7 protein-coding genes and 1 pseudogene are annotated in these 14499 nt (G+C 34.3%); 3 read left to right on the forward strand and 5 right to left on the reverse strand.

Annotated elements, in window-relative coordinates; genetic code table 11:
• Nucleotides 1-473 precede the first annotated feature (473 nt).
• The gene (locus QNJ50_RS17775; protein ID WP_300637608.1) at nt 474-824 is read right to left on the reverse strand and encodes a DUF1622 domain-containing protein; all 351 of its coding nucleotides are present in this window, start codon (nt 822-824) and stop codon (nt 474-476) included.
• A gap of 462 nt (nt 825-1286) precedes the next feature.
• Between QNJ50_RS17775 and QNJ50_RS17780 the strand changes: the two are divergent.
• Nucleotides 1287-2063: pseudogene (locus tag QNJ50_RS17780) on the forward strand (IS5 family transposase); the annotation flags it as partial.
• Between the two features lie 186 nt (nt 2064-2249).
• Here QNJ50_RS17780 and QNJ50_RS17785 read toward each other — a convergent pair.
• The 4 genes from QNJ50_RS17785 to QNJ50_RS17800 form a co-directional block, all read right to left on the reverse strand.
• A complete protein-coding gene (locus QNJ50_RS17785; protein ID WP_300637610.1) occupies nt 2250-3110 on the reverse strand; it encodes a DUF928 domain-containing protein in 861 nt (286 codons plus the stop codon).
• Nucleotides 3107-5623: a CHASE2 domain-containing protein gene (locus QNJ50_RS17790; RefSeq protein WP_300637612.1), complete on the reverse strand. Its 2517-nt coding sequence runs from the start codon at nt 5621-5623 to the stop codon at nt 3107-3109. The genes QNJ50_RS17785 and QNJ50_RS17790 overlap by 4 nt, the downstream gene beginning before the upstream one ends.
• A gap of 23 nt (nt 5624-5646) precedes the next feature.
• Entirely contained in the window at nt 5647-7047 is a 1401-nt protein-coding gene (locus QNJ50_RS17795; RefSeq protein WP_300637614.1) for a DUF1822 family protein, read from the reverse strand.
• Nucleotides 7048-7167: 120 nt separating this feature from the next.
• Nucleotides 7168-8652 (reverse strand): hypothetical protein, encoded by a 1485-nt coding sequence (locus QNJ50_RS17800; protein ID WP_300637616.1) that lies wholly within the window; start codon nt 8650-8652, stop codon nt 7168-7170.
• 668 nt (nt 8653-9320) lie between these two features.
• Between QNJ50_RS17800 and QNJ50_RS17805 the strand changes: the two genes are divergently transcribed.
• Nucleotides 9321-11756: a DUF2225 domain-containing protein gene (locus QNJ50_RS17805; RefSeq protein ID WP_300637618.1), complete on the forward strand. Its 2436-nt coding sequence runs from the start codon at nt 9321-9323 to the stop codon at nt 11754-11756.
• Nucleotides 11747-14236 (forward strand): CHAT domain-containing protein, encoded by a 2490-nt coding sequence (locus QNJ50_RS17810; RefSeq protein ID WP_300637620.1) that lies wholly within the window; start codon nt 11747-11749, stop codon nt 14234-14236. The genes QNJ50_RS17805 and QNJ50_RS17810 overlap by 10 nt, the downstream gene beginning before the upstream one ends.
• The last annotated feature ends 263 nt before the right edge of the window (nt 14237-14499 follow it).

The raw sequence follows: 14499 nt of genomic DNA on the forward strand, positions 1-14499 counted from the left end.
TTTGCCGCGTTCTAAGCGTAACGTAGTTTATGACGCTGTCGCGTCACACTGCGTTAATGCGTGTCCGTAGGACATAAGTCATTACATAGCGTGTCCGTAGGACATAACCCTAATGCGTATTGCTTTTAGGGTAAATATATGTGCTAACGTAACTTCGTAGTGCTATAAATCTGCATCTTTGACCATTTGCAACAACTAAGAGGCAAAATGGAGTCTTCGAACTATATCCCCCAAGGTCAAACTGGGAATCATAAAATGAAGTCGAAGATGTTTCTTCTAACATCTTCTTTACCATTTTTTGATTCACTTTGTTGACTATGATAAGTAAATTATAATTCTTTTAATTTTCAAATATTCTAACCCTAGCATAGTAAAAAATGATGTTGGGTATTACTTTTGTTTGATGTGGGACCTATCTTCAGAACTAGGAATTCAAATTACACAATTATAATGAGACTTAATAATAAAGATTATTATTCTGAAGTCGAAAACGTATCGTTAGTTTTTTGAATACTTTGTAACAATAAATAATTCAAAACAGTTCTAATGACAATAATTGCTGCAAGTCTTCCAATATCTTCCCAATTAGGAGCGATAGTTGTTCTGAGAATAGTCCCTCCAACCAAAAAGCTTAATCCTAAAGAGAAAGAATAACCCATCTGTAAACGGCTTTCTTGAAAAATTTTAGCGGAAGCAGATAAAGAAAAAGCATTACCTAAATATATTATTAGACCTTTAATAATACCAATAGAAATTACGAAAAGAGCGAGGATTTGACAAATATTAATTGCTATTCCATTTAGGATTGTGACTAAACCTTCCATTTAGTTTTTCCAATAAGCTTGTCTAAGATTATATGTCTAAGATTATATATACAACGTACTCAGCATTGATCGATTCTTTACTTTGGAGCTAGTCATATGATGTTAGCTTAATCACTTCCCATTAAATTTGTAGCGAGAAGAGAGCAGGGTGCGCAGGGAGAAAATATTTCCAGTTTTTTATAATTTCCAGTTTTTTATACAAGTATGGCAATCATAACTAATACCAATTTAATCAATCATTGCAACAGATTAACCCGTAGAGACGTACCAGAGGCTAACGCCGACGCCGCAGGCTCTGGTACGTCTCTACAAAATCTATCTGTCTCATTATTTTTCTAAATTAGTATAATTTAGCGGAAATGATATCAAGTATTAAGTTACAAACCTTGATTGCTAAACATTGCCTAAAAAAAAACGAAAAAAATCAAGCTTAAGTAATATTTCAATTAACGCAAGCGTAAACGTGGAAAAAAGCGTGAAGTCAATATGCGAGAAGTGGTAAATGCTATTTTTTACATTCTGCGTGCAGGCTGCTCATGGCGAATGATGCCTCATGATTTACCCCCATGGCAAACTGTATACTGGTATTTTCAACGTTGGCAGTTGGCAGCGCAAAGATATATGGCAAAAAATCCATTCAGTGTTGCGATCTGCTTGCAGCAGCGCTTCGCTATCGCAGTTAAGGGAAATTGAAGGACGAGACGTTGAACCGTCAGCAGGAATCATAGATTCTCAAAGCGTTAAAACGACGGAAAAAGGAGGGGTTAATGGCTATGATGCCGGAAAAAAGATTAATGGTCGCAAACGCCATATCCTTTTGGATACGATGGGTCTAATTTTGATGGTTGTTGTACATGCTGCTTCTGTTCAAGACCGTGATGGAGGAAAATTAGTGTTAGAAAAAATTCAACATTCCTTTCCCAAATTACACTTAATTTGGGCGGATGCTGGATATGCAGGAAAACTAATCGATTGGGTTAGATATTTTATTGGTTGTGCAATCGAAATCGTCAAACGCTCTGATGACACCTCCGGTTTTAAAATATTGCCAAGACTAACGCCTCGCTCCGCTAACGACGTTGGGTAGTAGAGCGTACATTTGCATGGTTAGGTCGCTATCGTCGTCTGAGTAAGGACTACGAATATTATCCTCAAACAAGTGAAACCATGATATACGCAGCTATGACGCATCTAATGTTACGTCGATTGGCTCGCCATCATCGTTGCTCAATCGCTTAAGAATTATTTTATAAACACGCTCTAAGTGAGTCAGTTAATTCCATAGACAATTTTAGCACCCAAAAAAATTAACTATGCATTATTGAATTTACTACATTTTGGGGGTATGCAAAAATAGTATTGAATTAGTAAAAAAGACGTAGCAATGCTACGTCTCTACATCAAGTTCTCAAGATAGACAAAATTCTAACGACTTCTGGAACGTCCAATGTTTACAGAAGATTGTTTAGGTTGACATAAGTGATTTGGTAGTTGTTTAATCATTTGTGACAATTTGGGTGATGGATTTGGAACTGAATAAAATTGCTGTAATGCATCAGACCATAATCCTTTTTGTGCAAAGTAGTTAGCTTTACTTAAAGCTATCTTTTCTGCATCTGCACCCTTGTTTTTTTGTAATCTTTCCAAAGCCCTCAATTCTACTGCAATTTGATTTCGCTGTGGTGCTTCCATCACTTTAAAGGGAACGAACATGGTTGGATAAGCACTTTCACGTTCGCTTAAAAATACTGACAACCTATAGATTTTACCAGGTTCCAAGGCTTGACCTGTATAATTTACACTTTTATAGTTCACACCTGTATAGTTTACACTTATATAGTTTGCACTTTTATCACTTGAATTTGTGTTGTTCACATCTTCATTAGTTATACTTTGAGTCCCGGTTACAATTTGAGTTTCCAGATATTCCTTGTTACCTGGGATTCCTACTGCTATTTTCTTAATGTCACCTTTCCAGAGAAAGAATGGTTTAGTATTCCAGACAATTCTGGTTTGGGATGGTGCATCCGGGGAAATTAAACACAGGGGTTTTCCTGGACGAGAACCAGTTCTACGTGGTTTTATCGGTGGTTCTGGGTCTTTAGGTTTGGGTTTAGATTTTGGCTTGGGTTTAGACTTGGACTTAGGTTTGAATATCTGATTCCACAAGCTTTGTATAAGTGAAGTGTTCTGTGCGTGGATAGTTTGAGGATTTAACGAAAATAAATAGATTAAAACTGTAACAGATAAAATTGAACTACGTCGTATCGATGTAATTTTATTCATAAATCAGCCTTTTTTTGATAAAAAGCGTGTAGAACGTAAAACCAAAAAGTTATTGTTGGTAATAACCAAGGCAAAAGAATCGCTGCGGGTGAAATATAAAGCTGTAAACTAATTAATGCATAGATTGTAGAAGCTACAGTTAGTAGAATCAAATTTTGTCGGCATTGTTCCGGATTTTTACGTAGATTATATGATGTAAATTTGCCTATTAATATTGCAAAACCGATCGCCCATAAGTCGGGGATTGGTACCACCATTCTGTTTTTGAGGTAGTGGTGGGTCATATATGCATGAACTTCACCACCTGTAAGTACTCCACGGGTATTATAAGGATTATCTTGATTTCGCCAGTAACCTAAAGCAGCAGGTAAATCAAAATTATCCTCATTGTTCTGTGCGATTCCAGCTTCACCATATGCACCTGGTGCAACAATTATAATCTGCTGAGAAAGTTGCTGGAATTGAGGATGGGTTTGATTTTCTAGTAATTTCCAAGCAGGAATAGTTTGATATACCTGTTTTGGAGAGATAGAAAAATCTATAATTGGATGCAACCACATTTGATGCAGGTAATAGCTGTTGGCTGTTAACGGTTGTAAGCGTTTCCTTGCAGATATCAAATTTGAATATTTGCGATTATCCCTATTATTTCTGATATAGTTATTTATCTGTTTCCAAAAATCTTGTTTACTTTCTAGTTGTGGTTGTGGTGAATTGGGATATTTCTGTAACTGATGGGAAATAGCTAAAAGAAACGGTAAAGGTCTGGGTTTAGGATTATCATCTGAACTGGGTAGTAGTTGCATATAGCCAGGTAAAACCTCGATTTCTCCTGGTAAACTCCAGTTGTGACTGGCAATTTCTTCATGTACACTCAGCCATGTACCATTCGGATCGCGAGTTTTAGGAAATACAAACCATGTGGGTTGAGATTTATTGGGTTGGGATTTAGTGGTTTTAGATCTAGAATCCAAACCAGCTTTGATAGAATTTCCTAGAATGCGATCGCTATTTCGATTTGGTCTATCTAATAAATAGTCAATACCAATAACTGGCGCTTTTAATTCTACTAATTTATCTATTAAACTCGCCAAATACTTGCGGTCCATCGGTCGAGGATTAAAAATTCTGGCTTTATTAATTGATTCATTGTCTATTTGCACCAATAAAACAGGAGGAGTTGTTACCGAATTAATTTGACCTGTTAAATTGCGATATATGGCTTGTGCTAATACCCGTCTTTCTAACAACCAACCCTGTACGGGAAGCTGTAAACTAATTAATACTAAAGCAGAAATTGTTACAGCTTCTAAAGGGGTTGGAATTAAACTTTTCAGACTTTGCTTAAATCCAAAAGGCTCGATACGAAATAAAGGTGCTGCAGGATGACAAAATAAAGAAGGAACTAGATAAGAACTAGGATAAGTCAGGTTTTTTTCTACTTTCAAATACTGACTAGCTGCTAACAAACATTCGTGAACGTCTTTGTATTCAGCTAAAGCTTGGGAAAATTTAACTATAAAATCAGTTGCGATCTGATTATGAATCGGTTCTCGCATAATTGCAACTTGACTAATTCCTAGATCGATTAACTTATTAGCAATACTCAAACCGCTACAGGAATTAAAAATTGCAACTTGTAATCCCTTTTTTTTCGCAATACTTAAATGTGTTTCTAGTTCGCTTAAATATAAACAAGTATTAGGTGCGATCGCAATTTCTCCGCCAGTGAGATAAGTTTCGTTACTATGTCCGGCAAAAAATAAAATATCCCAACCTTTATCTGAGTTTAGGGCTGAGATTATTTCCTGTTTTAGTTCATCAAGATCTATTCCTGTTTTCCAACCAACAAACTCAACGTCAACAATTTTATTTAAAGATTGTAAAGCTGTTTTTTCTGTCTCAAAATTTAAGTTGGTATCGTCACCTAAAATTGCTAATATTCTGGCTTTACGTCTAATAACTGGCTCTGATGTCGATTGAATAATATTAATTGGCTGACGAACTATACGGATTTTATCGGCAGCAAATTCTGTCCCGATTTCCCATGATTCCCAGGGTAAACGTGCTAATTCAAGGTCATTGCAACTAATAAAAATGTTTGTGATGGAGTTACATTTGGGTTTATATTTATTGCTTTTATTTTCTTCAAGTTTATCTTTTTCAAATTTATCTTTTTCAAATTCTTTACTTAAGAAAACAATCTTAGAACGAATTTCAAATAATTTACTGCTGCGTAACCATTGGTCGAACTCAGATAAAAGTTTAGCTTCTGATTGCACTAATTTTGTACGCCAATCAGTTACAGGAGTAGCAACAACCCCTTGATTAATAACCTTACCTCGCATTTGGGTACGATAAAACTTACGATAAAATCGCTGCCATTCTTGATATGATGATATAATTATTTCAGGATAAGTAACTTGAGCATTAATTTGTTGACCTTTACCCCAAGAAAGTTCAAATAAACAGGTTTTATCGACCTTTTGAATTTTCAAATATACATTAATCATCAGTTATCTATTACTTGTTAGTATCATCGACTAATATCAAAAGCAAATGGTGGTAAAGTGACTTCCACACCATCAGCTAAACTCGCGGTTACAATAAACTTCTCATTCCAATTCCCAGCGACGCAAGTATACAAATAAGAGTCAACCTGCTCTGGATTTACCCTCTGCTCGACTAAAATACCAGTTTGGTCGCTGACTTGTAACTTCAAATTTTCCGGTAAAGTATCTGGCACAGGTGCGCCTAAAATTAATAGTAAACTCCAGGAATTAGGCTCATTTTCCGTAGATGAATTCCATGTCACAGCATATAACCTCAAAGGAATACCAGCTAAGACAAAATCATGGTATCCAGACCGTGCTACTGAGGAAATTTCTACACCATTGGCTTCTAGTTGCAATTTAATTGCTTCAAATTCTTCTAGAGGACTTCTAAAAGCTGTAGCAGATGCAAAGCTTGGTAATAATGTCCAAGATAATTCCTGTCCGACTTCATCTAATTCATCCCATAACCAACGTCCGACGTTTATTGCAGGTTGTACGAGCAATTTAATTAAATCTCTTAAACTAGTGTTTAATTCTAAATTGTAAATTTGATGGTTTTGAGTTTGATAGTTTTGAGTTTGATGGTTTTGAGTTTGATTGTTTTGTGTTTGATTATTTTGTGTTTGAATCTGTAAATTATATATCCAATCAACTAATTCAAAATTGGTAAGAACTGCTGTTACTTGTTCCCAACTTAAAACTTGCCAAAGTTCTGTTTCTGGCGATCGCAATAGAGGTAATAATTTTACTAATTCGCCCTCCATTGCTGCTAATTTTTCCCTACGGTTGCTTGAAATTGCAGGTAAAGGGATTGCTGTTGGTTCCAAAGCGCGTAAATATAATAGTAAATTATTAGGATTATTTTCAAAACAAGTTAAAGGTATTTGATAATTCCAGTCTGTTTGTAGAGAGTTTTTTTCTGTAGTCCCGATACTTTCAAGATTTTCAAGTAATTTAGGATAAGAAATAAATCCCCTAACACAACCACATTCTTGTTCTTCCAAAACTTCTACTAAAACATAAAAGTGAGGAACAAATTCTGGAATATCTACGACTATTCTTGATAGAGATACTTGTTCTTCAAAAATACTGGGAATGGTAATTAAACAAATTTTAAATTCACCAATTTTCAAATTAGTGGTGGCTGGAATTAGATTTGCTAATGGTGGTTTATTAATTGTAGATTCTTCCCAATCAACAGTTAGGGTGTTATGACGTTCTTCTAACCATTTTTCAAAAGTATATAACGTCAAAGCATTTAAATAAGTTTGCCATTGACGCGAATAATTAGGGATTTTGTTGCTAACTTCTACAGCCCGACTAACATCTTCAGAATCAAGATAAATTGTTTCAATCGGTAAGGGTTCAAAATCAATAGACATTGGTAAAGTACTCATATGAATGGGATTTAGATATTTTTGAATTTTAGATTTTGAATTTTTAACTTTGAGCTAAAAAATAGTATTCGTCGACAGCGAAAATCAAAAAATATAAAGTTTAATTTATGAGTCATGAATTTTTCTTCTTTCTTCTAATTGTTTGCAAAGAGTTTGAGAAAAACAACTCATTGGAATATTGCTCTTAATTGTCGATGCTTCCTTATCAGCTTGGGAAATTACTTTATTTATTTCTTCTTCTATAGCTTCGTTAATTTGCAAATCTAATTTTTTTAAACGTTCTGGAGTAGAGTAATTTTGAGCGATATCCAATATACTTTCTCTTAATTTTAATAATATTTCTTGTCGTACATCAGCACGAAATTCTTTGAGTTTTAATAATCGAGTTACTGTATCTTGGGCGCGTAAACCTAATTTTTTGGCGATTTCTCCCATTGATAATCTTTTACAGTGAAATAAATATAATGCTGTGGTGAAGTTATTTGCTTTCTCTGAATTTTTTTTCTGTAGTTTTCCCACTCGCGATCGCACAACTGAATTTAGCGCACTATCTAAACAATTTGACATTTGTAAACGATAAGCTTGCAAAAATTCTTGAGTGCGATCTACTTGTGTTGTCAGATTTTCCGAATTTTCAGCTGGAATATTTTCTAATAAAGTATATTTTTGATTTAGCTGTTCGTCTAAAGAATCTCTAATAAATTTACCACCCCGCACATAAATCCGATATTCTCTGAGTTGACTCGCAAGTTTTTGTAATTTCCCTAATAATCTTTCATGGGAAAATTTAGACATTTCTGTTTGATTTAATATTCCTCGCATTTTCTCCAGTTGTTCAGTTGTCGGTACCTTACACCTTCCCCTATACCCTCGACCTCGTTGTTCTAATCTTTCTATACGATATATACTGTGATATGCTGCAAGGATTTTTTGCGATCGCTCAATTTCAATTGATGTTAAGGAATGAAACTCACCTAAAATCTTTGGTAACTGTTGAGTTTTAGTATCATTGAGAATAGCCCAATCACTAATAAGATATACTCCACATTCCAAAAGAAATTTATTCAATGGATCGTGCTGTTTAACCTTTCTGCTCGTCCAACTGCTAAGACTACTTTTTTCTGGGTCGAAAGTTTGTAAAATTTGTCTAGCTACACATTGATATTTATTTGATGGTTGTAAGCTACCATCATCATCTAGAACATAGGGTAATAAATCCCTTTGAGTAAATCCATGAAAATTTCCAAACTGTCTGACAAGTTGTAAGCAGACTTGCTCAATATTCCAAGAGATAAAACAAAGTAAAGAACGTTGTGCAAGAAGGCTTTGTTCGCCTGTGTTATTCTCAAATAAATTAAATAACTGTTTTTGAATTAAGGTATCTGACATTTCATCAATACCCCTTAAATTAGTAAAAACATCAATAATAAAAGTCTTTGCAACTGTGATTTCTTTGAGTTTGCGCTCTCCCATCCCATCAATTGTTACTAGCATCCAATATTTGGAAAAATTCATGACTTGATTATTAACATTGGTCATAGATTTGAATTGATGCTGACTTGATTTATCTCCCATAATTTTTGCTGTCATTCATTCTTAGTTCTAGACTGATTTGGGGTTATGCAGTTTTTTCCTTTCATCCTTAGAAGTGGTGTCTTGATACATACAAAAATGTTTGTGATTAAACAGTACGCACTAAGATACTCAAATTCCTGTAAAAAATAAGACTTGTATTTTTAATCCTGATGACAATGAACTCAGAATTCAGGATAAAAGAAAACAGAGAATCAGGAACTCTTCGCAGACACCATACATACTGTATCTAGAAGAAATTAACCTGCTGATGATTGTTCTACAAACAATAGGGAACAAATTATTACTCTCTATTTGCTGTCAAGAGTTCTTTATTACTTTTTGTTGATATAAAAAAAATGCATAACCCCCTCTTCTTCTAGAAATATACATGAATGTCAAGCAGCTAGAGGTAGGTGATTTATAAAGTCAATCTAAAAATATGCAGATTTTAAGACGCAAGCGCTTAGTATACAGCCTGTAAGAATATGTACACATATCAAAAATGGCTACAAAAGCTTATAAAAAGCATTTTAAAGGCAATAAATAAACTAAATATAAATAATTATTTGATTTACTCCAATAAAGTCACTAATTATCTTTATTGCTTTCAATTAAAGTACTAACTGCATGCGTACTCTACTATCACTTATCTTGTTTATTTAACTTTTAAAGGAATTGTAATAATGAATTATCGTTTCAAATATCTTGTCCTGATTGCTTCTTCTCTCTTGTTATCAACTGCTATTCCTTACTTTGTTTGGGGAAGACAGAGTAGTCATTGTTCACAAGCAGTAGCACAAACAAGCACAACTGATAAACAAAAGACACAAACAGATAAGCTTTTTCAAAAAGGGGTACAACAGTTTCGTTGTGGGGAGTATCCACAAGCATTACAAACCTATCAGCAAGTATTGGAAGTACGACGACAGCAGAAGGACAAAGCAGGAATTGCTCAAACTCTTAACAATATGGGTGAGCTTTATTACTGGATGAGGAAAGGTGATAAAGCCTTAGAAGCATTAGAAGAAGCTTTAGCTATTCGTAGAGAGTTACAAGACAAAACAGGAGAAGGGGAAACTCTTAATAATATCGGTTTAGCTTACTTCGATTTAAATCAAAATGACAAAGCATTACAAACTTTGCAGCAAGCTTTAGCTATTCGTAAACAAATCAAAGATAAAGCAGGGGAAGGAAAAACTCTTAGCAACCTCGGATTAGTCTACTCAGCTTTACAAAAATATCCCCAAGCTTTAGAGAATTTACAGCAAGCATTAGCAATACATGAAGAAGTCGCAGATAAGTTCAACAAAGGAATCACCTTGCAAAGATTAGGGTCAATATATATGCACAAACAAGATTATCCCCGTGCTTTAGATTTGTATAAGAAAGCGGTTAATTTTAATCGAGAAGTTAGTAATACAGTGTCAGAGGGTTATTCATTATACAGTATAGGTTTTATTTACAATGAGCAGAAAAAATATGATGACGCTCTAAAGTTTTATCAGCAAGCATTACCTATTTTTAAACGCAGCGGAATTTCTGTAATGCAAGGTAATACTCTATTTTTGATTGGAGATACTTATAAAATTCAAGGTAAATATCAACAAGCAATCACACATTTGCAAAAAGCATTGCCTATTTTTAAACTCAACGGGATATCTGAAATGGAAGGTGATATCCTAAGTACAATCGGGGATGTGTATAATAGTCAAGGTAAATATCAACAAGCAATTAATTTTTATCAACAAGTACTTGCTATTACACAACACCTAAACAACAAGCAAAAACAAGCTAATATTATTATTCAAATTGCATGGATTTACAATATTCAAGAAAAATACGAACAAGGAATTAAGTATTCCAAGCAAGCGTTATTAATTGCACAAAAAATCAAACAACCTGCATTAGAAGTTCGATCTCTAAATGCTCTTGGTTATGCTTACGTGTCTTTAAATAATTACCAAAAAGCGGAAGCATTATTGCTAAAAGCAATGAGTATTGCCAAAAAAATTCAAGATTTAGATGCTGAATCATCTGCTTTATCATATCTATCTGGTATATATACTGGACGGGGAGATAATAAAAAATTTATTGAAAGTAACCTTAGAAGCTTAGAAATTATCAGACAGCGCGAGGATAAATTCTCAGAAATAACGACATTAAATAGTTTAGCTAGTACTTACAACAGTGTAGGACAACATCAAAAAGCATTGGAAACATACCAACAGTCTTTAGCTGTACTCCGAAAACTTGATATTAATAAGCTACCACCGAATAAACAAAAAATAGCTGTAAGTTTTGAACCTAGTATTTTGGATGGATTAAGTTTAACTTATGCTGCTCTAGGAGAATATAAGAAAGCCCTAGATTTTGCCCAACAGGGTTTGAAAAAAGCCCAGTCTCTCAACCAAGCTCAACTAGAAGTAAGATCATTGCTTCGGCTAGCCTTCTTATACGATAATTCTTTCAAGAATTCATCAAAAGCAATTGAATTATCCCAACAAGCTTTAAGTATTGTGAGAAAAGCTCAGCAACCCAAACAAGAAGCAGAAGTATTAATTAAGTTGAGTCAACTATACAATAAACAGGGTAATTATACTTTAGCGCTCGAATATATCCAGAATGTTTTGAGAATTGCTAAAAAGTTGAATGATTCTCAATTAGAATACATTGCTTTGGGTTCTTTCAGGGATATATATGAGAAACAAGGTAAATATCAAAAAGCACTAGAATTTTCACAGCAAGTTTACGCTTTGACACAAAAAGAAGAAAATCTTGGTATTTTTCAAACTCTTGCTTTGGGCGTTCTGAGTAAAAGTTATATGTTAGCAGGAGATACAGCTAAAGCTGAGGAGGCTGCGAAACAGGCTTTAACTTTAGCACGAGAAAATCAAAATTCTAATAGAGAAGGATTAGCTTTAGGATGGCTGACCATAGTGTATATATTCCAAGGTAAATATGAACAAGGGATAGAAACGGCACAAAAATATTTAGAAATATCCAAACAAAGTAAATACTTTCAGGGAGAATTAACAGCATCAACTATACTGATTAATATTTACGGACGATTAGGAAATTATCAAAAAGTTATTGCAACAGTTCCCCCCATTTGGAATTAGCACGGAAAATCGGTAAACCTGATCAAGAAGCAGAATTATTAATTAGTTTAGGTAATGCTTATAGAATTATTGGTGAGTATACCAAAGCTAAGGAATTAATTGAGCAAGGATTAAAAATAGGGCGAAAATTAAAAAACCCTAAGCTAGAATTAATAGGTTTAAATAATCTTGGTTATTACTATGCTTCACAGAATGATTATCAGAAAGCTTTGGAATTAACCCAACAAAGTTTGAAAATTGCTGAGAAAATTAAAGATAGTCCACATCTTTTGGTCTCTCCTCAATTTAGTTTAGGTGATATTTACAATAATTTGGGAGATTACCCAAAAAGTCGTTATTTTTATCAACAAGCACTAACGACATCGCAGCAGTTGAAAAATCGTCGTACTGAAGGTATAGCTTTATTATCTCTTGCAAGTAACCATTTTTCTCAAGGTAAACCACAGAAAACTGTAGAATTATCCCAGCAAGCTTTAACTATTTTCCAGGAAATAAAAGTACCTGCACTAGAAGCTTTTGCTTATGGAATGCTAAGTATTGGTTATGGAGAGTTGGGTAATGATGTAAATGCAATCAAATCAACTCAAAGCTTTTTAAAATTTGCGAGGAAAGTTGAAAATCCAGTGTTTGAAAAAAATGCACTTAGTCTTTTAGGAAGCTTGCATTACAATTTTGGTAGAAATCAAGCAGCAATCAAAGCATATCAACAAGCACTTGCAATTCAAACTCCCGAAAACGTAACTGGTGACAAGTCTGGTATTTATGCTGGTTTAGGTCGGGTTTATCGCAAATTAAATCAACCTAGCATTGCTATTGGTTATTACAAGCAAGCAGTCAACGGTATTGAAGAATTTCGTCGCGGAATCGAAGGTTTACCCCCAGAGTTACAAAACTCTTTCTTAAACAAAGTGATTGATTTTAAAGGAAGCAAAACTGCTGATGTGTATCGCGAACTAGCAGAATTACTGATTTCCCAAGGAAGACAAGCAGAAGCACAAAAGGTATTAGATTTATTGAAAATTCAAGAAATTCGGGATTTTGCTAAAGATAAAACAGACACAACAAAAACTCAATTACCCCTAAACGACAGCGAGAAAAAAATTCAAGCAGAAAGTCAATCTATCATTGCTTTATCTAGACAAATTAGTGAATGTGAAAAAACAAATTGCAAAGATAAAAGTAAACTCAACGATCAACTCACAGTTGTACTAAATGAGTTCAACCAAGACTTACAAAAAATCAACGAAGAAATACGCACCCGTCCTGTAAAAGACGATTCTATATTCCGTCCTGACCGTCGCGGTAAAGTGAAAGAAATTGTTAATGCACAACCAGGTACAGTAATGATTTATCCATTCGTACTTAAAGATAAACTTTGGTTGTTACTGTATTCTGGTAAAGCAGCGAAAAAGTTTGAAGTTAAAGTCACGCAGGATGAATTAGGTAAGACTGTTAAACAATTCCGCCAGTTAATGGAAGAATGTCAAGGATCTGCTTATTGTGGTACTACAGATATTGCCAAAATCAAACCAGTGAGTCAAAAGCTTTATAACTGGCTGATAAAACCTTTGGAAGGGGAACTTAAAGAAAATAAAGTGAAAAATCTGGTGTTTGCACTAGATAGATTTACCCGCTATGTTCCCATGAGTGCATTATATGACGGCAAGCAATATCTGATTGAAAAATATACAATTTACAACGCACTTTCAGCAGACTTAACGAATACAACCGCCAAACTCCCTGAAAATCTTCAAGATACAAAAGTTTTAGCAATGGGAGTTTCAGATAAGTCTCTTAAATTTCCTTACTTTTCTGCACTACCCAGTGTACCCACAGAAGTAGATGAAATTGTTAAAAGTAGTAGCAAAGATAAAAAAGGAATATATCCGGGTCAACAATATCTCAATAAATCCTTTGATTATAAGACGTTGCGAGATAATCTTACAGGTAATAAAATTCTACATCTTGCAACTCATGGGAAATTTATTCCAGGTATAAAAGACCAATCATATTTACTATTAGGAAATGATACAAAGTTGGAAATACCTCAAATCAAAACCTTAGCTGATTTAAGTAATATTCATTTAGTAGTACTTTCTGCTTGTCAAACAGCCCTTGGAGGTCCCGATCTTGATGGTGTCGAAATTGCAAGTATTGCTTATTCTTTTATAAATGAAGGTGCAAAATCGGTTATTGCTTCATTATGGCAAGTTGGAGATAAAAGTACTAGCGAATTAATGCAAAACTTCTATCAAAATCTCGCTAGCAACAAAAAATCCATTACCAAAGCTGAAGCTATGCGTTTAGCACAACTAAAACTTCTTCATGGTGAGGAATTTAAGCTAGATGATATCAAGCGTGCTGGTGGAATAGTTCCTGAAGGAACTTCAACAGACTCAAACCAAAATACAAAGACAAAAACAAATTTTGCTCATCCTTATTACTGGGCTCCATTCGTCTTAATTGGTAATGGTTTGTAGGTACGATACTAAATACTGCAGATTGAATTTCAAGAGACTTACAAGCAATAATTTATACTATTACTTCTTAACTGTAGGGGCGCACCGACGTGCGCCCTAACCAGTAGTATATTTTCTCATTAGAAGTCTTTTCGCGTTCCTTGTTCCCTATATAAAAACTGCATAACCCCCTCTATCCCTAGAAATATACGTAAGTGTGAGTCAGTGACATTGATTACATTAAGTCAATATAGTAACTTGATTCATGCTCTACTCTAACTATT

The organism is Mastigocoleus sp. MO_188.B34, assembly GCF_030065675.1.
Lineage (GTDB): Bacteria > Cyanobacteriota > Cyanobacteriia > Cyanobacteriales > Nostocaceae > Mastigocoleus.

Excerpts from the sequence above, each read along its gene's own strand:
- QNJ50_RS17775 (WP_300637608.1), bottom strand. The coding sequence starts at position 824 with ATGGAAGGTTTAGTCACAATCCTAAATGGAATAGCAATTAATATTTGT.
- QNJ50_RS17785 (WP_300637610.1), bottom strand. The coding sequence starts at position 3,110 with ATGAATAAAATTACATCGATACGACGTAGTTCAATTTTATCTGTTACA.
- QNJ50_RS17790 (WP_300637612.1), bottom strand. The coding sequence starts at position 5,623 with ATGATTAATGTATATTTGAAAATTCAAAAGGTCGATAAAACCTGTTTA.
- QNJ50_RS17795 (WP_300637614.1), bottom strand. The coding sequence starts at position 7,047 with ATGTCTATTGATTTTGAACCCTTACCGATTGAAACAATTTATCTTGAT.
- QNJ50_RS17800 (WP_300637616.1), bottom strand. The coding sequence starts at position 8,652 with ATGACAGCAAAAATTATGGGAGATAAATCAAGTCAGCATCAATTCAAA.
- QNJ50_RS17805 (WP_300637618.1), top strand. The coding sequence starts at position 9,321 with ATGAATTATCGTTTCAAATATCTTGTCCTGATTGCTTCTTCTCTCTTG.